Here is a 26,016-nt window from a genome sequence, read left to right as displayed (position 1 = left end):
GTTTTTTGTAGCGATTATTTTTCCCACTCGGCCTTCGCGATGTGCAAGCCATGCAGGCCTTTGTACGCCGCGCGCTCCGGCTGGCTCCAGCCTTCGAGCAACTCATCGTCCAGACGATAGATTTCCACCCCGAGCGGGCGGCACACGGTCAGCGGATCCTGCGCGTCCGGCCCCCACATCGCCAAAGACAAGTCACCACCTGGACAGGTCGACAACGCGCACAGCAAGTCGATTTCGGCGAAGAACTCCAGATAATCGCCCTTCTGCGCCGGGCAGGCCTTCATGAAATACAGGTCATCGTGATTCAGGCCGGTGCACTGAAAGATGTTCAGCACGTCATGCACATCGAACTCGGTCAGACCGTGTGGAAGTACGGCGCGGGTCAGGTTGGAATGGCAGTGATGGTGGAAATCCTCGCCAGTGAGCATTTTGTTCACATAGGGATCGCAGCGCGTGCCGAGCAAATCGTGCAAGCGCCCTCCGTGCTCGTCGATGCCGTAGCCGGCCAGGCTGTCATCGGTGATGGTCACCAGCGGACGCAGAAAAGGCAGGTTCGACCACAACCGGTCATGAGTGCTGACATGCGCGCCCTGCAGTTGCCGGGTGCGCGCCGCCCACATCCGCTCGCGCGGATCGTGTGCGTTCCACACATTGAAATCGCCCACCTGGGGCCCGACCGGTGTGGTGACGCGAAACACATGCCCCGCCGGCACGTGCCAGGCGCGGCCGGTGCGGATCGGCACCTCGAATTGCTCGATCAGCGTGCGCCCGTCCTTGCGGTCGCGAATCCGTTCGTAGAAAGGTGTATCGACCTGCAACGCCGAGCCTTTGCTGACCTGATAGGCGGCCGGGTAGTCTTTGTACATGATTCTTCTGCTCCTCAAGCGATGGCAACTTTGCAAGCTGCAACCACTATCCGTGCCAACCGTTGGCGGCTGTTACGAACATATCGGAGTCACCGACAGTTTTTTTAGAAGTAGAAGTACAGTCACCATTCAATTTGCATTGGTTAAGATGGCGGTCTTGTTGCGGAGAGTTTAAATGCGTTACTCGCAGGATCATAAAGCCCAGACCCATCAGCGCATCATCAAGGAAGCGTCCGAGCGGTTTCGCAAGGACGGTATTGGTGCAACCGGTCTGCAACCATTGATGAAGGCGCTGGGCCTGACCCATGGCGGCTTTTATTCGCATTTCAAATCGAAGGACGAGTTGGTTGAAAAAGCCCTGCAAGCGGCTGGCGATCAGGTTGCGGGCTTGTGCGAGGAGCTGTTCGCCCAGGAAAAACCACTGGAAGCCTTCATCGAGACGTACCTCTCCGAATGGCACCAGACCTCCCCTCATGAAGGCTGCCCGCTGTTGACCATTTCTTCGGAACTGGGGCTACGCGGCCAGCCGAGCCCGACCAGCGATGAAGTGCTCAAGGCGCGCCTGGATCAGATCCAGAGCACGCTCGAAGGCGATAACGCCGCCCAACGCAGCATCGTCATCATGTCAACGCTGGTAGGGGCGCTCCTGCTATCACGCAGTGTTGCGGATGCCGATTTTGCGCAACAGATCCTCGACGTCACCCGCGAACACCTCAAACGCTCGGAAGACTAAGCCTGCCAGCGTTTGAACAGCACACTGGCATTGACTCCACCGAAGCCGAACCCGTTGGACAACGCATACTCGATCGGCATCGACCGCGCCTGACTGTGGACGATGTCCACGCCTTCGCTGGCCGGATCGGGATTTTCCAGGTTGAGAGTCGGCGGAACGATCTGATCGCGGATCGCCAACAGCGTGAAGATCGCCTCCAGACCTCCCGCCGCACCGAGCAAATGCCCCGTCGCGGATTTGGTCGAGGTCACGGCGATGGAGTTTTGCGTTCCAAACACCGACTTGATCGCCGCCAGTTCACCGAGGTCGCCCACCGGCGTCGAAGTCGCATGGGCGTTCAGATGCTGCACCTGATCCGGCGTGATACCGGCCTGGGCCAGCGCGAGAGTCATCGCCCGTCGCGCACCGCTACCGTCTTCCGGCCCGGCGGTCAGGTGATAGGCATCGGCGCTGGTGCCATAGCCGACCAGTTCGACCAACGGCTGTGCGCCGCGCGCCAGTGCGTGCTCCAGCGACTCGATCACCAGCAGCCCGGCCCCCTCGCCCATCACGAAACCATCCCTGCCGCTGTCGAACGGGCGTGAAGCGCGTTCAGGCGTGTCGTTGTAGCCGCTGGACAAGGCCCGCGCCGCCGCAAATCCGGCGAGGCTGACTCGATCGATTGATGCCTCGGCACCGCCGCACACTGCAATATCGGCCTCACCGGCACGAATTAGCCGCGCCGCGTCACCGATCGCCTGCACACCGGCGGCACACGCGGTGACCGGTGCACCAAGCGGCCCCTTCAGACCATGCTGGATCGAGACATGCCCCGCCGCAAGGTTGACCAGAAACGAGGGAATGGTGAACGGCGACAAGCGTCGCGGGCCTCGGCTGTCAGTGGTGCGCACCGCATCGGCGATCGCGCCGAAGCCGCCGACACCGGAGCCGATGATGGTGGCCGTGCGCTCCTGAGCGTGGGGCTCGGTCGGGTGCCAGCCGGCCTGTTCAAGCGCCTGACGCGCAGCCTCCATCGCGAACAGAATGAAACGGTCCATTTTCTTCTGCTCTTTGGGCGGCGTGGCGCGATCCGGATCGAAACCTGCTTCGGCGTCCTCCTCCATCGTCGGCACCACACCGCCAACCCGGGTCGGCAGATCGGCAATCACCGCTTCCGGCAAGTTTCGCAAACCCGAATGCCCGGCCAGCAGGCGCTGCCAGACGACTTCGACGCCGCTTCCCAAGGGCGATACCAGGCCCATACCCGTGACAACTACTCGACGCTGATCCATATCGGGTTGACCTCTCGTGACTCAAAAGACTTTTACTTGTAACGGCTGGCCGCTGAACTGTGGGACAGATTGGGCGCCATCACATGACGGGCGGCAACGAAGGCTTGCCACTCGCCCGCATCGGGCAACGAAGGAATCGTGACGAGCTCGCCCTGATCCAGACCGGACAGCGCGGCATCGACCATCTCACCCGCCTCCATGACCATTTCCGCTGGAATGCCGCTGGCATCGAATCCGGAGCGTTCCCAGATTTCGGTGCGGGTCACACCGGGCAATACCGCTTGCACCTTGACCCCGGTGCCTTCCAGTTCCGCATTAAGCGTTTGGGTGAGGCTCAACACATAAGCCTTGCTGGCACTGTAGGTGGCATTGAAACGCTCAGGAAACAGGGCAACCACCGACGCAATGTTGATGATCGTGCCGCGCCCGGCGCGGGTGAACGCCGAGGCGGCTGCGGCTGCCAGCCGGGTCAGGGTCGTCACGTTCAACTGAATCAGTTTTTCCAGCTCGTCCGGGTCGGCGTTCGCCAGCAATCCGTTGACCGCTACCCCCGCATTGTTGACCAGCAGACTAATGCTGGAGTCGCTGCGCAGACGCTGCTCAAGCTTGAGCACTTCATCCTTTTGCGTCAGATCGGCCTTCAGGACTTCGACCTGTACGCCATGGGCGTCTCGCAGTTTGCTGGCCGCGGACTCCAGGCGCTCCTGATCGCGAGCCACCAGCAACAGATCAAAACCACGTGCCGCCAACCGCTCGGCATACACCGCACCAATGCCGGAAGAAGCGCCAGTGACCAGCGCCGTGCCTTGGGATTTCGGGGAATTCATGACGATACTCCTGGAATGCGTGAGGAATGAGCGACCGCTGAAAAGCAGAGGGCTTCAGTGGCTACTGAAATTATTATAGGCATAATCTTAAACCAATATGATAGCCGTAATTTTCTATTTTCCGACGGAAAGGCTGTCGCCCTCTTGCGACGCTTGAAGGAAGCGGGAAGCAAAAAGGGCCGGTCAATGACCGGCCCCTTGGCGTTGAACAATCAGCTTAGTTCACTTCCAGCTTGTCGCGATTGCGATCCAGGATCGCCTTGCCGATCCCCTTCACTTCCAGCAATTCATCCACGGACGCGAACGGCCCGTTTGTTTCACGATAAGCAACAATCGCTTTCGCCTTGGCCTCGCCCACGCCTGCCAGTTCCTTCTGCAAAGTGGCCGCATCGGCGTTGTTGAGATCGACTTTCAGGTTTTGCGACGTAGCATTGACGTCGATGACCAGCGGTGTTCCATCCACGTTCGGAGCTACTGCTGGCGCAGCAATCACGGCGATCGAGGTGCTGGTGAGAAGGGCAAATACCAGGGAGTAGAAAAAGCCGGTACGCATAGGTGACGCTCCATGAGATCAAGTTGGGAAAGCAGCTTTTCCGTAGCTGCTCTCCAAACCTAGGTCATCCCGGGCGCTTGTCAAAAATGCGTTCGTTACCAGATGTGAAACAATCAGGGCTCCAGACGGCGCTGCTGATAAATCCAATCGACGATTTCACCATCCGGAGAATAGCCACTGACCGTTTCACGCAGGAGCTGACGGACTCGCGAGTAGTCGTCCCGCTCGATCGCAACCAGCAACTGATTCAGTTTTTCCTTGAGCAGATCCCAGTCCAGATAGTCTTCGTTGGCAGTCATGATCATTGGATGAGAGGTCGCTGACACGTTGTCGCCGATCAGCAATTCTTCGTAGAGCTTTTCTCCCGGACGCAGGCCGGAAAACTCGATATCGATATCACCGTGCGGGTTTCTTTCCGAACGCACGCTGAGACCAGACAGGTGAATCATCTTCTCCGCCAGCTCAACGATCTTCACCGGCTCTCCCATGTCGAGGACGAAGACATCCCCCCCTTGCCCCATCGAACCCGCCTGGATGACCAATTGGGCAGCTTCAGGGATTGTCATGAAGTAGCGTGTGATCTTCGGGTGCGTAACGGTGAGCGGCCCACCCGACTTGATCTGCTTGTGAAAAAGCGGGATCACCGAACCGGAGGAGCCCAGTACGTTACCGAATCTCACCATGGTGAAACGGGTCTTGTTGACTTGAGACACGCACGCCTCATCACCGAACAGCACCGGGGCTTTCTCACGACTGAGTGCCTGCAGCGTCAGTTCCGCAAGGCGCTTGGTGCTCCCCATCACGTTGGTTGGGCGTACGGCCTTGTCTGTAGAGATGAGCACGAAATTGGCAACACCCGCCTGCAAGGCAGCCTGCGCGGTGTTCAGGGTGCCAATGGCGTTGTTCAACACGCCCTCGGCGATGTTGTGTTCGACCATCGGTACATGTTTGTAGGCTGCGGCATGGTAAACCGTATCGACATGCCAGGTTTTCATCACGTCGAGCAGCTTGTTTTCATCCCGGACGGAACCGAGGATCGGAAGCAGTTTCACAGACAGGGATTCGCGAGAGATCCTCTGCTCCAGCTCGGAAAGAATACTGTAGAGATTGAACTCGCTGTGTTCGAACAACAAAAGAGTGGTCGGCTGCAACTCAAGAATCTGACGGCACAGTTCAGAGCCGATTGATCCACCGGCGCCCGTTACCATGACGACCTGGCGAGTGATGCAGTGCTCCAGCAGATCATCCTGGGCGGGCACGGCATCGCGCCCCAGCAGATCCGCGATATCCACCTCCTGGATATCATCGACCTTGACGCGTCCGCTGGCCAAATCCATGAATCCCGGAACACTGCGAACGTGCAGGGGAAACTTTTCCAGATAACTGAGAATCTCACGACGCCGGCCGCGGTTGGCGGAAGGGATCGCCAACAGAATTTCCTGAGCGCCAGTCGTATCGATCATTTGCTGAATATGCTTGGGCTTGAAAACCTGCAAGCCTGCAATCACACGGCTGGCAATACTGCCATCGTCATCGATGAACGCTACCGGACGCATCGCACGCCCCATGCGCAAGGCAGCGACCAACTGGTTGCCTGCTGCGCCGGCGCCATAGACAGCGACCCGTGGCAAGCCATCGTCGATATTGGCAAATGGAACGTGTTGAGCCGCGACAAACCAGTCGCCGGAAAAATACTGTCGCATCGCAACGCGCAGGCCGCCGATCATCACAAGACTGAGCCACCAGTAATTGAAAATGATGGATCTGGGCACGATGGTTTGATGATTGCTGTACCAGTAGACCACTACGCCGAGAATAAGCGAGGAAAGCGTCACCGCTTTAACGATAGCGATCAGTGCGTCGTTACCGACATAACGCATGACCGCGCGATACATGCCGAATCGAATGAAGAGGGGAATAGCCACTACGGGGGCGCTGAAAAACAACCAGAGGTGCTGTTGAATGGGACTGTTGAGTTCGTCTATTCCCAGACGTACGACAAACGCCATCCACAGAGAAAGCCAGACCAGAAAAACATCGGCAATTACCTGCAAGACCCGCTTGCGTCGGCGAGGAAGGGCTAACAAAACTGCTCTGATATTATCCATAAACGTATCAAACACCCCTTCAAGCTCCTGAAACCGAGAAAAACTATTGCCCATAGACTCAAAATTGAAACGCTCAGATACACAATGCTTCGACCCCGAAGCTTTTGTCCTTCGCTCCTTGTATGGGTCTTTGTGTCGGCGTCATGATACCTAGGTTCTGGCAAAAATCCCTTTAAAACCCTCTGTCTGGATAAAAATGGCCTGCCGCTGATTGCCGACAGTCATGGCAGAAAATCAAAAACCGCCAGTCTTCGGCCAATGCATTGCATTGACTGCCAGGAGGTACCGATCGTCAGGTCGGCATCAGCCGCATGTCACTTCAAGGACGAGAGTGATCGATGCAACGTACCGAAACCGATACATTCGACGTCCCTTCATGGCTTCAGACCTCTTGAAGCCTGATGGACAGCAAAAACGAGAGACCGCGATCCGCAACGCCACAACCTTGGAAAGCGTCGCGCAAAGAAGGCTATAATCGGCGTCGCATTTACATGCGGCACGTTCGATACCGACTAACAGCGGCTTCCAGACGCGCTGATTCATTTCAATTCCCAAGACATGCACGGTTAACACAAACTGAGCGGTTGCCCCTGATGACAAAGATGTCTCTCGACAATGTCGATTACGCCAAAGGAATTACACAGGCTCCCTGCGAGCGACTATTCATGGGAAAAACGCGCTCGCGCGCTCATGAGGGCAAACTGCGCATGCTCTCGGGTCTCCTCCTGGACAAGCGTCCCGACGGTCGATCGACCACGCTGCTCAAGGCATGACTCTGCCCTGCGTGCAATAGCGGCTTCCTGGGTAACGATAAGATACGTCAGACAGTGCAAGATGCCGGAAACGAATCAATCCCGACCAGAAAGCCCATTACCCCTTGAGCGCAACATGTACAGAACATCAATAAACCCGATGAACCTATATAAGACCTGCGGGCTTCAGCATGCCGGTTGAATTACGCGTCATTAGGCTAAACCAAGGAAGAACGGCTCAGTGAGTTATCCAATCGTCCCTCTGCGGACAAGTGGTACGGCATGTACACGCGGTAAATTTCATTTATTTTCAATAGCGGTGTTGTGATGACTTTGAAAACGTTATGTGTGTTCGGCACGCGCCCTGAAGCGATCAAAATGGCTCCCCTGGCGCTGAGCCTTGCTGCCGACGAACGCTTCGAAGCCAAAGTGTGCGTGACCGGTCAGCATCGCCAGATGCTCGACCAGGTACTGGATCTGTTCGAGATCAAGCCCGACTTTGATCTGAACATCATGAAGCCGGGCCAGGATCTGACCGACGTCACCACGGCAATCCTGCAAGGCATGAAAAAGGTCTTTGCCGAATACAAGCCGGATATCGTTCTGGTACATGGCGATACGGCAACCACGTTTGCAACGACACTGGCGGCCTACTACCAGCAGATCCCGGTTGCTCATGTCGAGGCGGGGTTGCGTACCGGCAATCTCTATTCGCCCTGGCCGGAAGAGGCTAACCGCAAACTTACCGGCGCACTGGCAGCGGTCCACTTCGCTCCTACCGAGACCTCCAGACAAAACCTGCTCAAGGAAGGCGTAGCGGAAGCTTCGATTCACGTGACCGGGAACACGGTCATCGACGCCCTGCTGGACGTTGTTTCACGCGTCAGCAACACAGCCTCTCTGCAACAGGCTTTCCACGAGCAGTTTTCGTTCATCGGTGAAGGCAAGCGAGTAATCCTCGTCACCGGCCACCGCCGTGAAAGCTTCGGCGACGGCTTCGAGAACATCTGCAAGGCACTGGCCACTACCGCGAAAGCCTTTCCGGACGTCGAGATTGTCTACCCTGTGCATCTGAATCCGAATGTACGGGAGCCTGTGAATCGTCTTCTGGCAGGCATCGGAAACATCCACCTGATCGAGCCTCTGGAATACTTGCCGTTTGTCTGGCTGATGAATCGCTCTTACCTGATCCTCAGCGACTCGGGCGGCATTCAAGAGGAAGCCCCCTCGCTCGGCAAGCCGGTCCTGGTGATGCGTGATACAACGGAGCGCCCGGAAGCTGTTGAGGCAGGTACCGTAAAACTTGTCGGTACTGCCGTAGACGCAATTACAAGCAACTTGAGCCGCCTGCTGACTGACTCTGATGCCTACGAGCAGATGAGCTACGCTCACAATCCCTACGGTGATGGGAAGGCTTGTGCTCGCATTCTCGAAACTCTTTCCAAAATCCAATAAGGCCAACGTATGAGCTTTGAAACTGTTTCTGTGGTCGGTCTCGGCTACATTGGACTGCCAACGGCAGCCGTTTTCGCCGCCCGCAAGAAAAAGGTGATTGGCGTCGATGTAAACCCCCGCGCTGTCGAAACGATCAATCGCGGTGAAATCCATATCGTCGAACCAGACCTGGATATCGTCGTCCACGCAGCCGTGACCGAAGGTTTCCTGCGGGCCACCACCGTCGCCGAACCGGCAGATGCGTTCATGATCGCCGTTCCTACGCCTTTCAAAGGCGACTATGAGCCCGATCTTGCCTACATCGAATCCGCCAGCAAATCCATCGCTCCGGTTCTGAAGAAAGGCGATCTGGTCATTCTCGAGTCCACTTCTCCAGTGGGTGCGACCGAACAGATGTCCGCGTGGCTGGCAGAGGCCCGCCCGGACCTGACCTTCCCGCAAACCCATGGCGAAGAGTCCGACATTCGTATCGCACACTGCCCCGAGCGCGTTCTGCCGGGTCACGTACTGCGTGAACTGATCGAGAACGATCGCATCATTGGCGGCATGACATCGAAATGCTCCGCAGCTGCCGTGCAACTGTACAAAACTTTCGTTGAAGGCGAGTGCATCATCACGGACGCCCGCACCGCCGAAATGTGCAAACTGACCGAAAACAGCTTCCGTGACGTGAATATTGCATTTGCGAACGAGCTTTCGATCATATGCGACAAGCTGGGTATCAGCGTCTGGGAATTGATCCGTCTGGCCAATCACCACCCACGAGTGAACATTCTGCAACCCGGCCCGGGTGTCGGTGGCCACTGCATCGCCGTGGACCCATGGTTCATTGTCAGCAAGACTCCGGAGCAGGCGCGCCTGATCCGCACAGCTCGTGAAGTGAACGACAGCAAGCCGCAATGGGTGATCGACCAGGTCCAGCAAGCCATCGGCAAGCATCTGCAGGCAAACCCGGACAAGACGGCCAAGGATGTTACAGTCGCCTGCTTCGGATTGGCCTTCAAACCGGATATCGACGACCTGCGTGAAAGCCCGTCCAAGGCAATCACTTTGAAAATTGCCGATGCTCATCCGGGCAAGGTACTGGCCGTCGAACCCAATATCGATCAATTGCCTGCCAACATGGAAGGCAAAGTCACTCTCTGCGATATCGACAGCGCACTGGCTCAAGCAGATGTGATTGTTCTGCTTGTCGACCACAAGCAATTCAAGTCGATCCCGCAAAGCAGCCTGGCGCGTGCAGAGCGAGTCGATACGCGCGGTATCTGGAACTGACCACTTATCGAAACTGAGCGCAGGACCAGGTGTCTCCACGAGTCATCGGGTCCTGCGCACTTCGTTGTTTCGATGAAAACTCCGATGATCATGTGCTCGAATTAGTCATGATGAGATTGAAGAAGGTTGAGACATGGTCAATCTGCTGATTCAGGCGCTGACACTGATTAGTGGCCTGGTAGTAAACTTTGTTATTCCTGGTTTATATGGACTTGAAGCCTATGGCGAGTTCATCAAAGCCAACGTGCTGGTTTTTTTATTTCAGAAACTGCTGGACATCATCAACGAGCAACTTCTTGCAAGCGTTGAACCTGAACACATCCTTGTCACTTCCTTATTTATGGCAAGCCTGATCTTCCTGCTCTTCAGCGGACTAAGTCAGTTGACGGATCTGGGCAATCCCTTGCTGCTCAGCGTCATGCTGCTTAGTTCAGCCTGCCTGCTGTCACTTTTCGGACTGCGACTCTACCGCTGGATCGTCGGGTATCTGATTCTGTTTCTGGGGGTTTTCTTCGCCGCCCTGTTTGTCAGCCATCAGAACATCTGGCCGCTGAGCATCGTGGACATCCTGTGCCTGACCAACCTGATCCCTTGTCTGCTGGCACTGGTTGCGCTGTTTACTCACGGAGCAAAACTACCGCTTGGCAAGCAGCTGGGCTCAACGCTCTGGCAGGTCATTACCCTTCTGCCGCGCATGATCTCCATCACGCTGTTCTTCAACCTGTTCACCAACATACTACCTTACATACTCTCGAAGATCCTGCCGGTTCGTGAGCTGGGACTGTTTCGCGTGATTGTGTCGATCATTCAATCCGCAACCAGTCTTTTCCCCATCAACGTCAGGGCAGTATTTGTTTCGTTCATATCCGGAGGCCAGCGCCAGGAGCAATACCGGATCATCATGTCGATCGCCGTGATGTACTTCGCGCTCGTGGGGTTGTTCGGTTATTTCGTATCGTGGCTCTTTCCCAAATATTCGGGCTATCTGGCCCTGCTCCCCTGCTTGCCGGTTCTCTACTGGGCGGTGGTGACGGAGCGATATCTCATTGCCTCGGGATTTCACCGCAGGGTCATCGCGATAAACGTATCACTGGGTTGTATCGCTGTGGTCTGCATGGTCTTTTTCGTGCAGGGACTTGAGGCCGCAAAAGTATTCTATGCACTGGGGTTCTCCGCTTACCTGCTGACACTGCACCTGTTCTGTCGCCCCGGCATCCAGCTTCCGGTGATTTTCTGGGTGGCAATACTTTCCCCCCTTTCTATAGTCATGGCCAACGTCAGCCTGATCTGGGGCATTTTCTATATGTGCTCCCTGTTGATCATCGCAACCTGGACTCTCCGTCTGCGCCTGGCAGATTTCCGTAAATTGAGGTTTTGAGAATGAACGCAGTCACGCTTTATCGTATTGGACACTGGTTCTATCAACGAAAGATCCCGGTTATTCCGATGCTCATTCGAAATTTCATTTTCCTGATCTTCAATTCGTATGTCCCCGTTTCGGCAAGCATTGGCAAAGGCTCGATCTTCGCTTATGGCGCCATCGGCGTTGTGCTTCACGCAAACGCCAGGATCGGTAGCGGCTGCGTGCTGGGCCAGGGCATCACGATCGGTGCGGCGGAAGGCTTTGCATCCAGCGAAATAAACAAGTGCCCCGTGATTGGCGACAACTGCTATATCAGTGCAGGCGCAAGAATAATCGGCGACATCAAGATCGGGAACAACTGCCAGATTGGCGCGTCCGCCGTCGTACTGAAGGACGTACCAGACAACTCCGTGGTTGTTGGAATTCCCGCTCGAATTGTTGGCCAGACATCTGCTGATTTCAAAGCAATTCGTCCGCGGAAGATGGCCGGAGAATAATGATGAAAGAATCATATTTTAATAAAAACAGTTGCGCGATTGCTGCCGGCGCGGGCACTGCCATTCTTCTTTCACAAGATCCTGGCGCTGCGTTCTACATCGGTACCGCCGGCGTTCTTCTCCTTATTCTCATGGCACTGAAATCGCCTTGGCACGGTTTGCTGGCGCTCTTTCCAATGGCATTTGCCATGCGTCCGGCGCCACCCTCACTGGGCCTGCAGGAGCTATCATTTGCAGCATTGCTGGCCACCGTTTTTGCAGGCAGCCTGCTGCAGCTCCTGCGCACGTACACGTTAAAAGATGCACTGAAGGTATTCGCAGCTCCCCTGCTGGTCGGTCTCCTTATATTGGGCACCAACCTGGCAGTTGCCATGCACAATCACGTTCCCCTCGCCGACTGGGTGAGGGGCGTCATTCCCTTCCTGTTCATCTACGCATTGATCCCTGTCTGCATATTGGTCAGTCAGGATCAAACGCGTATTCACTGGGTAGGCGGCTCAGTAGCGACGCTGGTCTTTCTGACCGCCGGATATATCGTTTTTTACTACTTCTACCAAGGCATCTGGAGACCCTACTGGATCGACCCTGCAGACGCTCAGGCCATCAAACTTACAAAAGAAGCCGCCTTGCACAATGCCAATGCTATCGGCCCCATGCGCGACCGTATAACCATGGTTCTGGCGCAAGCGACCGACAGTCTGCTGCCCGTGGGAATGGCGGCCGGATTTGTCACTTGCATCCTGTCGCGGCAAAAGCAGATCACCGCTGTCGGTGCCTTGATGTCTCTGCTTTGCATGACCGCCGTACTGATCACTTTCACCCGCAGCATGCTGTTGAGCGCACTGCTGGTGATGATGCTGTTTTCCGCCTTCGTTTTTGTGTTTCACGCCCAACTGCGAAAAAAATTGATGGTGAGCGCCACCGCTCTGGGCATCTGCGCGCTGCTGTTCATTTTCGCTACAGGCATGCAGCAGATCTGGCTCGGCAGGATGAGCCTGCTGATCGAGTCTGGCATAGAGACAATCGTTAACTGGAAGCCAAGTGAAGAATCAAAAGCCGGCGACGATGGCATGTTGCAACCCATCGTTCCAACAAAGGAAAATGCCGACTTCAACGTCTCTTCGCGCGTTGTAGAGTATGGCATTGCATGGGACATGTTTAAGTCGCACCCGGTAGCGGGTAACGGACTGGGCATCAAACACGAAATGCGCTGGGAAACATCCAGCGGGGAATCGTTTACCCAATGGGTCGCTTATATTCACAACTGGCCGCTCTATACCTTGATGGTCGGTGGCCTGCTGGGAATCATTACTTATGCGCTGGTCCTGCTGGGCCCGATTGTCCTTCGAGTGACCTCGCTCAGAGTCGAGCCAGCCCACTGGACGATACTGCGATCCGTGGTATTGACCATGGCCATCTACGGCTTGTTTTTCGCCGTTTTCCGCCTGATCACCTTCAACTTGCTGCTCGCTACAGCCTGGGGCCTGATTCTCACCCAAGCGCTCTCGCGAGCGCCGAAAGTTCAAAACGACAGGAAGAGTGTTGATACAGGCGAGGCTTCACCCTCACCGTCGTCGCCTGTGCAAAACACCACCAATCAAGAAAATATGGAGCTCAAGGCATAATGTGCGGTTTAAGTTTCTTTTGTGTTAAGCAGTCCGCGTCCGACACCAACCTCCAGTTGGAAGCGAGTCTTGCCGTCACAAAACATCGTGGACCGGATGCCTCTGGAACATACTTCACTACCGTTGCGGACTTCCAGATAGGACTCGGTCACAACCGACTGAGCATTCTGGATCTGACAGCCGCCGGCAGCCAGCCCATGCATGCCGGGAATGGCATCAGCATCATTTTCAACGGCGAAGTCTTCAACCATCACGAGTTGAGGGACGACCTCGTCAAGAAGGGTTATACCTTCAACGGCACGTCCGATACCGAAGTCATCCTGAAGCTGTATGTCGAATACAAGGAACAGGCATTCAAGCAACTGCAAGGAATGTTTTCGCTGGTCATTCTTGACGAGAATGCCAGGAAGTTCTTTCTGGTCAGAGATGTCGTGGGCATCAAGCCGGTTTATTACTATTCAAGCGCCAATGGTTTTTATGCCTGCTCGGAAATACGCGGTCTGAAAAGCTATCCAGAGGTTGTTGCTGAGATCGATAACGATGACGTGTTCGAGTTCTTCAACAATGGGTTCATCTACGAGCCCAACACCGGTTACAAGGCAATCAAGAAAGTACAGCCGGGAACCTATATCGAATTTGACCTGACCACCGGTGCCCGTACAACCGTACGCTACCAGGACATCATCAACTTCAATACTCAACGGTCCATTGCCGACACCATCGAGTCTGCGGTCACCCGTCAATTGGAAGCTGATGTTCCGGTAGGGGTGTTCTTCAGCGGCGGCGCCGACTCCAGCATTCTTGCGAACTACACAGGAGCTGCGGACCTGTTTTTCGCGAAATACGAAGAAACCGAAGACTCCGCGGTGGACATGAAGTTTTCTGCCGAGATCGCCAAGCACTTGGGCAAAGAACTTAAAGTTACCGAAATTCTCGACGCGAACGACAATCCGTTTGAATCCATCGACTTCGTCGCCAAAAATACTGAAGAGCTAGTGTCGGATTATACGTTCTGGGCCACCTATCGACTGTCCGACGAGGCCAGGAAGAGCGGATATACCGTAATGCTCAGCGGAATGGGTGGCGACGAAGCGTTTGCCGGATACCCCCGATACAAGGTCCTCAAGCACCACAATCTGATCCGCGCGGTCTACCCGCTGCTCAAATCGTTGCTGAAGCTCAATCTTTTCCCGAAAAAACTCGACAAGAAGTTCGAGCGACTCGTCTCGTACGCCCAGGAAAGTTATTGGCCGCTGGCGTATTCGCGGATGCTCGGCTATTTCTCAAAACAGGAACTCAGCAATTTCTTCTCCAACTACTCGACACTGGAAAACACGTACAAACAGCGCCTGGACAATGTGCTGACCCAGTACAAAGGCGATGTGGACGATAAAGTGAAATGCGCACAGCATTTCGACATGACCGGGTTCCTGAGTCACAACCTGGGCGTTTCCGACAAGGCAAGCATGCTGGCAAGCATCGAACTCAGAGTGCCGTTGCTGGATGAGCGCGTCGTTGCCAACGGGTTCGCAACCTCCAGTGCCGATCTGTTGAAAGACGGCGCGCCTAAAGCACCGCTCAAGACGCTCTTGAAAAGCCTGCTCCCCTCCACGCTGGTCAACCGTCCGAAAACCGGGTTCAACCCTCCTCTGGACGGGATCATTCTGCGCCTGGGTGCGGAACGCCTGGCATCTGAATTCCAGCGAATCTATCAATTCCTCAATCGCGAGGAAGTTGAGCGGCTGATAAAGAGTCACTTTTCCGGTGCCGCCAATAACACCTACAAACTCTGGCAACTTCTGTATTTTGAACGCTGGCTCAAATTCAACTTCGCTTGAGTAGCTCGAAAATACATTACAACGAATCAACCATTTGAATCAGTGACTCATATGCGCAACGCACGGATAGCCCGGCTCACAAAGCTCTACCACACTGCCAAAGTGCTGCGACCGGAGCAGATTCTCTATCGAATCTACTATCGTTTTGCCAAGATCAAACCGTATGCCGCAACACCGGCGAGCAAGAACCCGTCCTTTGATCTGGCCAATCCACCTCGCTGGAATTCATCGCGCATAACCGAAGACGGGCAGTTCGACTTCATGGGCAGCAAGGCGGCCATCGAATGGCACAACGAGTCGCTGCCAAAGATCTGGCAATACAATCTGCATTATCTGGATCACCTGACCGCCCGCCAGGAACATGATTCATCCCTCTCGGAAACGGATCTGGTCAACAGCTGGATCACGGCCAACCCGCCGTTCGCCGGCTGTGGCTGGGAACCTTATACGCTGTCCCTCAGGATCGTTAACCTGGTCAAGTGGTTGCAAATGCAGCCGCATCTGGATCAGCGCTGGCTGGAAAGCCTGGCAGTGCAGACACACGCACTGTCACAACGGATTGAATATCACATCCTCGCAAATCACTTGTTCGTGAATGGCAAGGCGCTGGTTTTCGCGGGCAGCTTTCTGCAGACCGGGGAGGCCGGGAACTGGCTGAAAACCGGACTGAAGATTCTGGACAGAGAGGTGAAGGAGCAATTCCTGACAGATGGGGCGCATTTCGAACTGTCGCCCATGTACCACGCCTCGTTGCTTTGGGACATGTGCGACCTGCTCAATCTGGCACTCAATGCCAAAATCGACGCACTGAAAAGCCGTGCACCCGAGTGGCGCCGAGTGATCGAGCAAGGAATCATCTGGCTGCGCAGCATGCAGCATCCTGATGGCGAAATCCCCTTCTTCAATGATTGCGCCTTCGGCATTGCTCCTGCCCTGCGCGACATCGAAGGTTATGCCGCCTTGCTGGGTTGCCAGCCACCGGCAGACGCAGCGGACACTTCTTCGATCGGTGCCATTTGCCATGCCGAAAGCGGGTTTGCGCACATAGCGTTCGGTGAGGGCAGCAAAGCACTCTTGAACTTTGCACAAGTCGCTCCCGTTTATCAGCCCGGCCATACTCACGCAGATACGTTGAGCTTCGAGTTGAGCGTATTCGGGCAGCGAGTATTCGTTAACTCCGGCACATCGCAATACGGCGAGGACAGCGAGCGTCATCGTCAACGCAGTACCGCCGCTCATAACACCGTAGAGATCGATGGCGAAAATTCCTCGGAGGTCTGGGCCGGCTTCAGGGTCGCCCGCCGCGCCCGCGTCAGCCTGAGCACCTTCGAGAGCACCGGTGAATCCGTTCGCATCGTTTGCTCACATGACGGCTACCAGCGCCTGAAGGGCAAGAACCTTCACACGCGGGAGTGGAACGCCACCAGGAACACGCTACAGATCAACGATTCGGTAACGGGCGCCTTTGACAAGTCGATCGCAAGATTCCACCTCCACCCCGAGGCGTCAGTGACTCAGAATGACAACGGCCTGACAATCACCCTGGCTTCTGGAGAGACAGTCTCTGTCTCCATCTCGGGCGCGGCATGCATCAGCATTGCGAACACAACCTGGCACCCGGAGTTCGGCAAGTCCGTGGCGAACCAATGCATCGTTGTCGAACTATCATCAGACACACTTATTACCCGCGTAACGTGGTGAGGCTTATTTGAAACTTTTAGTCCTGAGTTTTTATTATCAGCCGGATCTGTCCGCCGGCTCATTCCGCACCACGGCACTGGTAAAGGCATTGCTGGATAAATTGCCGGCTGATGCCCATATCGAACTGATCACGACACTGCCCAATCGCTACAGCTCATTCAGCAGCGAAGCGCCCGAGCTTGAAGAACATCCGCGCCTGACCATACGCCGTATCGCCCTGCCCGCTCACAAAAGCGGGATGGTCGATCAGGCAAAAGCGTTTCTGGTCTACGCCAGACATGTGCGCAACTTCGCTCGCGGCAAGCACTACGACCTTGTTTATGCAACGTCTTCACGCCTGATGACCGCAACACTTGGAGCCGTCATTGCCCGCAGCAAGAAAACACCACTGTACCTCGACATCCGTGACATTTTCGTGGACACCATCAAGGACGTTCTATCCGGGAAGATGGTGCGGTTCATCAAACCGATCCTCTCGTTGCTCGAACGCTTCACGATAAAGTCGGCGCGCAAAGTCAACCTGGTCTCAGCAGGCTTTCTTCCTTACTTCAAATCCAGATACCCGGACCAGAAGTATTCGCTGTTTACCAACGGTATCGATGACGAATTCCTCAACCTGCCGATTGTGAACACCGAAGACAACCAGGACCGCATTCTGGATGTGGTGTACGCAGGAAACTTCGGGGAAGGTCAGGGCCTTCACAACATCATCCCTCAACTGGCAAAACGCCTTGAAGGAAAGGTGCGATTCAAGGTAATCGGTGATGGCGGCCGACTGGCTGCATTGAAAGACGCCATCAATGCGTCCAAGTGCAACAATGTCGACCTGCTGAGCCCGGTCAAACGCGACGAACTGATCGGCGTCTACCAATCAGCGGACATATTGTTTCTGCACCTGAATGACTACGATGCATTTCGTAAAGTATTGCCGTCCAAGCTGTTCGAATATGCTGCCCTGGGAAAACCGATCTGGGCGGGCATTGCAGGCTACGCGGCAGAGTTTGTGACCGAGCACATCGAAAATGCATCGGTATTTGCACCTTGTGATGTCGATGCGGCGGTCGAATCCTTCGAAAGACTGACGATCTCCACGACCCCACGCGCGGCCTTTATCGATCGGTTCTCCAGAGCGAATATCATGCGCGACATGGCTGTAGATGTAATCTCCACATCGGAAGTTTCCTGATCATGCGAATTCTACTTACAGGCGCAACGGGCTTTGTGGGACGCGGCCTGACACCTCTGCTGCTGGAGCAGGGTCATGAGGTTACCGCTGCTGTTCGCAAAAACTCGAATGAGCTCGACTCCCGTGCAACTCAGGCGCTGATCAGCGATCTGTCCAGCGAGCAGAACTGGATGTCGGTGCTGAGCGGACATGATGTCGTCATCCATTCGGCTGCCCGCGTGCATGTCATGAGCGACGAGTCATCCGACCCTCTTGCCGAATACCGCAAGACCAATGTCGAGGGCACGTTGAATCTCGCCCGGCAATCGGCTGAAGCAGGCATCCGAAGATTCATCTTCATCAGCTCAGTGAAAGTCAACGGCGAGAGCACAACCCCAGGCAACCCTTACAGCGCTGAAAGCCAACCTGTGCCTCTTGATCCCTATGGGATTTCAAAACTTGAGGCCGAACAGGGACTACGTGCGCTTTCCACAGAAACCGGGATGGAAGTAGTCATCATCCGTCCCGTACTGGTTTATGGGCCAGGTGTACAGGCCAACTTTCTCAGCATGATGCGCTGGCTCCACAAAGGCGTGCCGCTGCCATTCGGCGCACTTCACAACCGCCGCAGCCTCGTCGCACTGGACAATCTCACTGACCTGATTGCGACTTGCGTAGTCCATCCTGCTGCTGCGAACCAGACTTTCATGGTCAGCGATGGCGAAGACCTATCGACTACCATGCTTCTTCGGCGCATGGGCGCTGCGTTGGGCAAACCTGTCCGAATGCTGCCAATCCCCGGCTGGGTACTTGAAACCGGGGCATCGATGCTGGGCAAGCAAGCCCTGGCACAACGACTGTGCGGTTCACTTCAGGTAGATATTGAAAAAACACGTACCCTTTTGAACTGGACCCCGCCCGTCTCTGTCGATGAGGCGCTGCGTAAAACGGCTAAACACTTTCTGGACCTGCGAATCAAATGAATATGTGGTGGTTATTACCGGCTTGCGCCGTCGTTGCACTGTTTCTGACCGGAGCCCTACGGCAATATGCGCTGGCTAAAAGCCTTATAGACGTGCCCAACGCCCGAAGCTCCCACGCCGTCCCCACCCCAAGAGGTGGCGGCGTTGCGATCGTTGTGAGCTTTCTGGTCGCACTGATATTGGCGACAAGCATGGGTGCCATCACTTTGCCGACGATGTGGGCATTGATGGGGGCAGGTGTCGGCATCGCAGTACTGGGCTTTCTGGATGATCACGGCCATATCGTCGCCCGCTGGCGTTTGCTGGGTCATTTCATTGCAGCCATTTGGGCACTTTACTGGATAGGCGGCTTACCACCTCTGACGATCTTCGGATTCGTATTTGACCTGGGTTGGGTTGGCAATGTATTGGCCGCGTTTTATCTGGTCTGGCTGCTGAACCTGTATAACTTCATGGATGGTATTGATGGCATTGCCAGCGTCGAGGCGATTTTTGTTTGCCTGGGTGCAACGTTGCTTTATTGGCTGACGGGCAATGGTGTATTGGCCCTCCTCCCGCTTCTGCTTGCCTTCGCAGTGTCCGGTTTTTTGTATTGGAACTTCCCGACAGCTCGCATCTTCATGGGGGATGCTGGTAGCGGCTTCCTCGGGATCACTCTGGGCGTCCTCTCCCTGCAGGCTGCCTGGGCCGCACCACAATTGCTGTGGAGCTGGCTGATTCTGCTGGGCGTGTTTATCGTCGATGCAACCTGGACTTTGTTCCGCCGGCTGCTACGGGGAGAAAAAGTCTACGAAGCTCACCGTAGCCATGCTTATCAATTCGCTTCTCGAAAATACAAAAAGCACCTGCCCGTCACGCTGGGCGTTGCCGCGATCAATCTTTGCTGGCTGTTGCCGATTGCGCTATTGGTGGCTAACGGTTACCTGGACGGTCTGCTGGGGGTTCTGATTGCTTATGTGCCATTAGCAGCGCTGGCAGTGAAGTTCAATGCTGGAGGCAAGGAATAAGCCAGTGGTGATTTAGTATTTTGTTGCAGAAACAATTGAGGGGAAGCCATGGCTTCCCCTCTTTATTCTGCTCAGGAAACTTAAAAAATCTAAATCGAAGGTTTGCGCCGAGCGCGTAGAGCACGACCCAATAACAGACGTAACAGAGGGCCGATGATCATACCGACCAAGAGTGCCGCCAACATTACGACAGAAGCGGGTAAATGAGGTGCTTCCCAACCGAGAAACAGCAGGAATACTGTTTGCTGATTTTCAAGTACAAATGCCAGGATTACCAGAACCAGCAGCAGTAGAAATCCTCCCAAGAGGATTCGTTTGAGATTAGTCATAAACTGCTTCCCTGGTCATATCTACTATTCATCCTCTTCCTCATTCACTCGATCCCGAAGCTCTTTGCCTGGCTTGAAATGGGGAACGAACTTTCCGTCAAGACTGACAGACTGCCCTGTCTTCGGGTTGCGGCCGACTCGCGGCGCACGATAGTGCAAGGAGAAGCTGCCAAAGCCACGGATCTCGATACGATCACCTGTGGCAAGGCACTGGGACATTTGCTCAAGCATGGTCTTGATGGCCAGCTCAACATCCTTGGATGAGAGCAGCCCCTGATGGGTGACAATTCGTTCGATCAACTCCGACTTCGTCATATTTTTCCCTTCTTTTTCAAGCAGCTAGATCAGCGCTTGAAAGGTTTTAGCACGCCCGGAAGATTTTGAACAGCCCAGGGCTTGACATATCTTTCCGCTCGCCGAAACGCCCATTTTCAGGGCATCGGATCGCATGCACGCCAACGCTCACTCACCGACAAATCACCAGCATGGTTCGAGTGACATAGCCGGCAGGATTGAAACCAAAGGGAAACTCATCCTCATCCCGCGCATCATCAGATCGCGTGATCACCTTGTAACCCGCCCCCTTGCATTCCTTGGCTGCGCGCTTCTGACACCTCTCCCAGCCCGAACCCAAGCCGGAGCAGTCAACCTCGATACCGCTGACTCCGCGCACCGCATGAGTCTTGGCGCTAGTCGTACAGCCTGCCAACACCAACATACCCAACAGAACTATAAACTTGTTCATTCACATCCTTATGCCAGGCGCCTGCCCGACTACTGCGATCTTCAGACTAAGCCTAGACGCGAATAGACGATTGATCCGATTAAAGAAACAGACCGCCCGGCAAAGGAAATGGTTTCACCCGTATAACCAGAGAGCGAGGCTTACCAAATCGAAGGCACAAAAAAGGGCGACCGAAGTCGCCCTTTTTAATGATCAGACAGAACTCAGTTCTGTTTGGCCATTGCTTGACGCAGCAGTGCCGCCATGGTGGTGTCAGCTGCTTCGCCTTCCGGAGCGGTTTTCAGGCTCTGGATAGCTTCTTTTTCTTCAGCATCGTCTTTCGATTTGATCGACAGCTGGATTACGCGGCTCTTACGATCAACGCTGATGATCTTGGCTTCTACTTGCTGGCCTTCTTTCAGAACGTTGCGCGCGTCTTCAACGCGGTCACGGCTGATTTCGGAGGCTTTCAGAGTCGCTTCGATATCGTCGGCCAGAACGATGATGGCGCCTTTGGCGTCAACTTCTTTCACGGTGCCAGTAACGATTGCGCCTTTGTCGTTAACCGAGACGTACTCGGAGAACGGATCGCTTTCCAGTTGCTTGATACCCAGGGAGATACGCTCACGCTCCGGGTCAACCGACAGGATAACGGTGTCCAGCTCGTCGCCCTTCTTGAAACGACGTACGGCTTCTTCGCCCACTTCGTTCCAAGAGATGTCGGACAGGTGAACCAGACCGTCGATGCCGCCGTCCAGACCAATGAAGATACCGAAATCGGTGATCGACTTGATGGTGCCGGAGATCTTGTCGCCCTTGTTGAACTGGCCAGAGAAGTCTTCCCATGGGTTCGACTTGCACTGCTTGATGCCCAGGGAGATACGACGACGCTCTTCGTCGATGTCCAGAACCATGACTTCCACTTCGTCGCCGACTTGTACGACTTTCGAAGGGTGGATGTTCTTGTTGGTCCAGTCCATTTCCGAAACGTGTACCAGACCTTCAACGCCTTCTTCCAGCTCAGCGAAGCAGCCGTAGTCGGTCAGGTTGGTTACACGAGCGGTAACGCGAGTGCTTTCTGGGTAACGGGCTTTGATAGCAACCCATGGATCTTCGCCCAGTTGCTTCAGGCCCAGGGAAACACGATTGCGCTCGCGATCGTACTTCAGAACCTTGACGTCGATCTCGTCGCCAACATTGACGATTTCGGAAGGGTGCTTGATACGCTTCCACGCCATGTCGGTGATGTGCAGCAGGCCGTCCACGCCACCCAGATCGACGAATGCGCCGTAATCGGTGAGGTTTTTGACGATACCTTTGACTTGCTGGCCTTCCTGCAGGGATTCCAGCAGAGCTTCACGCTCGGCGGAGTTCTCGGCTTCCAGGACGCTGCGACGGGAAACGACAACGTTGTTGCGCTTCTGGTCCAGCTTGATGACCTTGAATTCCAGCTCTTTGCCTTCCAGGTGCGTGGTGTCGCGCACTGGACGGACGTCAACCAGGGAACCTGGCAGGAACGCACGGATGCCGTTAACGTCGACAGTGAAGCCGCCTTTAACCTTACCGTTGATAACGCCCTTGACCACTTCCTCGGCTGCGAAGGCTGCTTCCAGAACGATCCAGCATTCAGCGCGCTTGGCTTTTTCACGGGACAGCTTGGTTTCGCCGAAACCGTCTTCAACCGAGTCCAGAGCAACGTGAACTTCGTCACCGACGTTGATGTTCAGTTCGCCAGCGTCGTTGTAGAACTGCTCCAGAGGGATCAGTGCTTCGGACTTCAGGCCAGCGTGAACGGTTACCCAGCGAGCTTGGTAATCGATATCAACGATAACACCGGTGATGATGGAGCCTGCCTGAAGGTTCAGGGTCTTTAGGCTTTCTTCAAAGAGTTCCGCAAAGCTTTCGCTCATTTTAATTCCTGTTGATTAGGGCGAAAAATACGCCCGTCTCCACATCCCAGACGATGCGGGTCAGTTTCATTTAAAGGAAGCCACCGCAGGACTATGACTGGTCCCCTGCGGCCTTCCTGTTCACCCGGCGATATCGCGAATGGCGATCTCGCTCATGATGCGTTCCAGCACCTGATCGATGGACAACTCCGTGGAATCCAGCTGTATGGCGTCGGCCGCCGGCTTTAGCGGGGCCACCGCTCGCTGGGTATCACGCTCGTCGCGCGCACGGATCTCATCTAGCAGACTCGACAGACTAACACCCTCGACTTTGCCCTTCAACTGCAAATATCGACGGCGCGCCCGCTCCTCGGCACTGGCGGTCAGGAAAATCTTCAAGGGCGCATTCGGAAATACCACCGTGCCCATGTCGCGACCATCGGCCACCAGCCCCGGCGACTCCTGAAAAGCACGCTGGCGCTGCAACAGCGCCTCGCGCACGGCCGGCAATGCAGCCACCTGAGAAGCGCCGGAACCGACGCTTTCAGTGCGGATGACATCGCTGACTTCGTCACCTTCCAGAATGATGCGTTGCAGTTGACCGTCGGTCGCCGCGATGAACTGCACATCCAGATGAGCGGCCAGTTTCTTCAGCAGCTCTTCATTGGTCAGGTCAACACCATGGTTGTGCGCAGCAAACGCCAGCAGGCGATACAGCGCACCGGAATCCAGCAGGTTCCAGCCCAGACGCTTGGCCAGAATCCCGGCTACGGTGCCTTTGCCCGAGCCGCTTGGCCCATCGATGGTGATGACCGGAGCAATATTGTTCACGACTGAGCCTCTTGCGCCACACGAATGCCGACCTGTGCGCACAGCGCCAGGAAGTTCGGGAACGATGTCGCGACGTTGGCGCAGTCATGGATGCGGATCGGTGCCGTGGCGCGCAGCGAGGCCACGCTGAAAGCCATCGCGATACGGTGATCGCCATGACCATGCACTTCGCCGCCGCCGATCTGGCCGCCGTCGATGATGATGCCGTCCGGGGTCGGTTCGCACTTGACGCCCAGCGCCAGCAGACCGTCCGCCATGACCTGGATACGGTCCGACTCCTTGACCCGCAGCTCTTCGGCGCCGGTCAGCACGGTGCGCCCTTCGGCACAGGCCGCGGCCACGAACAGCACCGGGAATTCGTCGATCGCCAGTGGAACCAGCGCTTCCGGAATCTCGATACCCTTGAGTTTAGCCGCTCGCACGCGCAGGTCGGCAACCGGCTCGCCGCCCACTTCACGCTGGTTTTCCAGAGTGATGTCGGCGCCCATCAGGCGCAGGATGTCGATCACACCGGTACGGGTCGGGTTGATGCCGACGTGCTCGAGCACCAGCTCCGAACCTTCGGCAATCGACGCCGCCACCAGGAAGAATGCCGACGACGAGATATCGCCCGGCACTTCGATGTGGGTCGCGGTCAGCTTGCCGCCGGACTCAACCGATGCCGTGGCACCGTTGACGCTCACCGGGTAGCCGAAGCCGCGCAGCATGCGCTCGGTGTGGTCACGGGTCGGAGCCGGCTCGGTGACGGTGGTCTTGCCTTCGGCGTACAGACCCGCCAACAGCAGGCAGGATTTAACCTGGGCACTGGCCATCGGCATGGTGTAGGTCAGGCCTTTGAGTTTGTGACCGCCACGAATGGTCATCGGTGGACGACCCTCGGCAGCGGTTTCGATCACGGCACCCATTTCCCGGAGCGGGTTGGCGACGCGATTCATCGGACGCTTGGACAGCGAAGCATCACCAGTCAGGGTGCTGTCGAAGTCCTGCGCGGCCAGCAGGCCGGACAGCAGGCGCATCGAAGTGCCGGAGTTGCCCAGATAGATCGGGCCCGGCGCAGGCTTCAGGCCATGCAGGCCGACACCGTGGATGGTCACGCGGCCGTGATGCGGGCCTTCGATGACCACGCCCATGTCGCGGAACGCCTGCAAGGTCGCCAGGGCGTCTTCGCCCTCGAGGAAGCCTTCGACTTCGGTGACGCCTTCAGCCAGAGAACCGAGCATGATCGAACGGTGGGAAATCGATTTGTCACCCGGTACGCGAATCCGACCGGACAGGCGGCCACCAGGTTGAGCCAGGAAAATCAGATCGTTGGAATTCATAGCGTCCACATAGGCCCTGCGGGCCAGGATTTTACTGAAATGCTCGCGGGCAACCCGGGCGCGCGTGAAGACGCCCAACAATTGGTGCCCATCCCCTGCATCGACCGCGTCGCGCAAGGCGTCGAGGTCGCTGCGAAATGTATCGAGTGTGCGCAGGACAGCCTCGCGATTGGCGAGAAAGATGTCATGCCACATGACCGGGTCGCTTCCGGCGATTCTTGTGAAATCACGGAAACCGCCCGCAGCGTAACGGAAGATCTCAAGGTTTTCATTGCGTTTGGCCAGCGAATCGACCAGACCGAAGGCCAGCAGGTGCGGCAGATGACTGGTCGCAGCCAGCACTTCATCGTGACGCTCGACCTGCATGTGCTCAACGTCGGCACCCAGCTCGCGCCACAAGCGATCAACCACCGCCAGGGCAGCCGGATCGGTCTGCTCCAGCGGGGTCAGAATGACTTTATGACGGCGGAACAGTTCCGAGTTGGAGGCTTCCACCCCGCTCTGCTCGGAACCGGCAATCGGATGGCCCGGCACGAAACGCGCCGGCATGCCGCCGAACGCTTCGGTCGCCGCGCGCACCACATTGCCCTTGGCGCTGCCGACATCCGTCAGGATCGCCTGCCCCAGATCCATACTGGCCAGACGGGCCAGCACTTTTTCCATGGCCAGGATCGGTACCGCCAACTGGATCACGTCCGCGCCCTGGCAAGCCGCTGCCAGATCATCTTCGCAGCGATCCACCACGCCCAACTCGACCGCCAGCTTGCGCGATTGCGGATCGAGATCGACCCCGACCACTTCGCGGCACACGCCGCTTTCACGCAAACCTTTGGCAAACGAACCACCGATCAACCCCAGACCGACCACCACCAGGCGCCCGATCATAGGTGCAGCAGATTGCAGCG

Annotated in this window: 22 protein-coding genes; 11 read left to right on the top strand and 11 right to left on the bottom strand. The window is 56.0% G+C overall.

Annotation, left to right across the window (positions count from 1 at the left end):
- Positions 1–14: 14 nt before the first annotated feature.
- Positions 15–866 carry a DUF1989 domain-containing protein gene (locus C1X29_RS06785; protein ID WP_102717105.1) on the bottom strand — a complete coding sequence of 284 codons (852 nt, stop codon included), beginning with the start codon at positions 864–866 and terminating at the stop codon, positions 15–17.
- A 175-nt stretch (positions 867–1,041) separates the two neighbouring features.
- Between C1X29_RS06785 and C1X29_RS06780 the strand changes: the two genes are divergently transcribed.
- Positions 1,042–1,599, top strand: a complete 558-nt coding sequence (locus C1X29_RS06780) for a TetR/AcrR family transcriptional regulator (RefSeq protein ID WP_102717104.1) — start codon at positions 1,042–1,044, stop codon at positions 1,597–1,599.
- Here C1X29_RS06780 and fabF read toward each other — a convergent pair.
- The 4 genes from fabF to C1X29_RS06760 form a co-directional block, all read right to left on the bottom strand.
- Positions 1,596–2,870, bottom strand: coding sequence for a beta-ketoacyl-ACP synthase II (gene fabF, locus C1X29_RS06775; protein WP_102717103.1), 1,275 nt, complete (start codon positions 2,868–2,870; stop codon positions 1,596–1,598). The genes C1X29_RS06780 and fabF overlap by 4 nt on opposite strands.
- A 32-nt stretch (positions 2,871–2,902) precedes the next feature.
- Entirely contained in the window at positions 2,903–3,697 is a 795-nt protein-coding gene (locus C1X29_RS06770) for an SDR family oxidoreductase (RefSeq protein ID WP_085744991.1), read from the bottom strand.
- Between the two features lie 217 nt (positions 3,698–3,914).
- Positions 3,915–4,250 carry a helix-hairpin-helix domain-containing protein gene (locus C1X29_RS06765; RefSeq protein WP_085744992.1) on the bottom strand — a complete coding sequence of 112 codons (336 nt, stop codon included), beginning with the start codon at positions 4,248–4,250 and terminating at the stop codon, positions 3,915–3,917.
- A gap of 113 nt (positions 4,251–4,363) precedes the next feature.
- Complete coding sequence (locus C1X29_RS06760; protein ID WP_085744993.1) at positions 4,364–6,358, bottom strand: nucleoside-diphosphate sugar epimerase/dehydratase; 1,995 nt, start codon at positions 6,356–6,358, stop codon at positions 4,364–4,366.
- A gap of 1,079 nt (positions 6,359–7,437) precedes the next feature.
- On the opposite strand from C1X29_RS06760, the gene wecB reads away from it, so the two are divergent.
- The 10 genes from wecB (at position 7,438) to C1X29_RS06705 (ending at position 20,019) form a co-directional block, all read left to right on the top strand.
- On the top strand, positions 7,438–8,565 hold the full coding sequence (gene wecB, locus C1X29_RS06750; protein WP_102686476.1) for a non-hydrolyzing UDP-N-acetylglucosamine 2-epimerase: 1,128 nt from the start codon (positions 7,438–7,440) through the stop codon (positions 8,563–8,565).
- A 9-nt stretch (positions 8,566–8,574) separates the two neighbouring features.
- Entirely contained in the window at positions 8,575–9,840 is a 1,266-nt protein-coding gene (gene wecC, locus C1X29_RS06745) for a UDP-N-acetyl-D-mannosamine dehydrogenase (RefSeq protein WP_085744996.1), read from the top strand.
- 133 nt (positions 9,841–9,973) lie between these two features.
- Positions 9,974–11,218, top strand: a complete 1,245-nt coding sequence (locus C1X29_RS06740; protein ID WP_085744997.1) for a hypothetical protein — start codon at positions 9,974–9,976, stop codon at positions 11,216–11,218.
- A 2-nt stretch (positions 11,219–11,220) separates the two neighbouring features.
- Positions 11,221–11,700: a serine O-acetyltransferase gene (locus C1X29_RS06735; protein ID WP_085744998.1), complete on the top strand. Its 480-nt coding sequence runs from the start codon at positions 11,221–11,223 to the stop codon at positions 11,698–11,700.
- A 2-nt stretch (positions 11,701–11,702) separates the two neighbouring features.
- The gene (locus C1X29_RS06730) at positions 11,703–13,325 is read left to right on the top strand and encodes an O-antigen ligase (RefSeq protein ID WP_102717102.1); all 1,623 of its coding nucleotides are present in this window, start codon (positions 11,703–11,705) and stop codon (positions 13,323–13,325) included.
- Positions 13,325–15,163 carry an asparagine synthase (glutamine-hydrolyzing) gene (asnB, locus tag C1X29_RS06725; protein ID WP_102717101.1) on the top strand — a complete coding sequence of 613 codons (1,839 nt, stop codon included), beginning with the start codon at positions 13,325–13,327 and terminating at the stop codon, positions 15,161–15,163. Before C1X29_RS06730 ends, asnB begins: the two co-directional genes overlap by 1 nt.
- A 51-nt stretch (positions 15,164–15,214) precedes the next feature.
- A complete protein-coding gene (locus C1X29_RS06720; protein WP_102717100.1) occupies positions 15,215–16,864 on the top strand; it encodes a heparinase II/III family protein in 1,650 nt (549 codons plus the stop codon).
- Between the two features lie 7 nt (positions 16,865–16,871).
- The gene (locus tag C1X29_RS06715; RefSeq protein ID WP_085745002.1) at positions 16,872–18,050 is read left to right on the top strand and encodes a glycosyltransferase family 4 protein; all 1,179 of its coding nucleotides are present in this window, start codon (positions 16,872–16,874) and stop codon (positions 18,048–18,050) included.
- 2 nt (positions 18,051–18,052) lie between these two features.
- On the top strand, positions 18,053–19,012 hold the full coding sequence (locus C1X29_RS06710; RefSeq protein ID WP_085745003.1) for an SDR family oxidoreductase: 960 nt from the start codon (positions 18,053–18,055) through the stop codon (positions 19,010–19,012).
- Positions 19,009–20,019, top strand: a complete 1,011-nt coding sequence (locus C1X29_RS06705) for a glycosyltransferase family 4 protein (RefSeq protein WP_102717099.1) — start codon at positions 19,009–19,011, stop codon at positions 20,017–20,019. The genes C1X29_RS06710 and C1X29_RS06705 overlap by 4 nt, the downstream gene beginning before the upstream one ends.
- A gap of 89 nt (positions 20,020–20,108) precedes the next feature.
- On the opposite strand, the gene C1X29_RS06700 is transcribed toward C1X29_RS06705, so the two are convergent.
- The 6 genes from C1X29_RS06700 to C1X29_RS06675 all read right to left on the bottom strand — a co-directional run bounded on the left by C1X29_RS06700 (position 20,109) and on the right by C1X29_RS06675 (position 25,996).
- The gene (locus tag C1X29_RS06700; RefSeq protein WP_102717098.1) at positions 20,109–20,348 is read right to left on the bottom strand and encodes a lipopolysaccharide assembly protein LapA domain-containing protein; all 240 of its coding nucleotides are present in this window, start codon (positions 20,346–20,348) and stop codon (positions 20,109–20,111) included.
- A gap of 24 nt (positions 20,349–20,372) precedes the next feature.
- Positions 20,373–20,663 (bottom strand): integration host factor subunit beta, encoded by a 291-nt coding sequence (gene ihfB / locus C1X29_RS06695; RefSeq protein WP_085745006.1) that lies wholly within the window; start codon positions 20,661–20,663, stop codon positions 20,373–20,375.
- A 151-nt stretch (positions 20,664–20,814) separates the two neighbouring features.
- Positions 20,815–21,093 (bottom strand): hypothetical protein, encoded by a 279-nt coding sequence (locus C1X29_RS06690; RefSeq protein ID WP_085745007.1) that lies wholly within the window; start codon positions 21,091–21,093, stop codon positions 20,815–20,817.
- Positions 21,094–21,296: 203 nt separating this feature from the next.
- Positions 21,297–22,982 (bottom strand): 30S ribosomal protein S1, encoded by a 1,686-nt coding sequence (rpsA, locus tag C1X29_RS06685; protein ID WP_102717097.1) that lies wholly within the window; start codon positions 22,980–22,982, stop codon positions 21,297–21,299.
- Positions 22,983–23,102: 120 nt separating this feature from the next.
- Positions 23,103–23,792 (bottom strand): (d)CMP kinase, encoded by a 690-nt coding sequence (gene cmk, locus C1X29_RS06680; protein WP_085647507.1) that lies wholly within the window; start codon positions 23,790–23,792, stop codon positions 23,103–23,105.
- Entirely contained in the window at positions 23,789–25,996 is a 2,208-nt protein-coding gene (locus C1X29_RS06675) for a bifunctional prephenate dehydrogenase/3-phosphoshikimate 1-carboxyvinyltransferase (RefSeq protein WP_240868636.1), read from the bottom strand. The genes cmk and C1X29_RS06675 overlap by 4 nt, the downstream gene beginning before the upstream one ends.
- Positions 25,997–26,016: the final 20 nt, after the last annotated feature.

The sequence above is a fragment of the Pseudomonas sp. GW456-12-10-14-LB2 genome (assembly GCF_002884345.1).
Taxonomy (GTDB): Bacteria; Pseudomonadota; Gammaproteobacteria; order Pseudomonadales; family Pseudomonadaceae; genus Aquipseudomonas; species Aquipseudomonas paraglycinae.
This window is presented reverse-complemented; position numbering and strand designations above follow the sequence as displayed.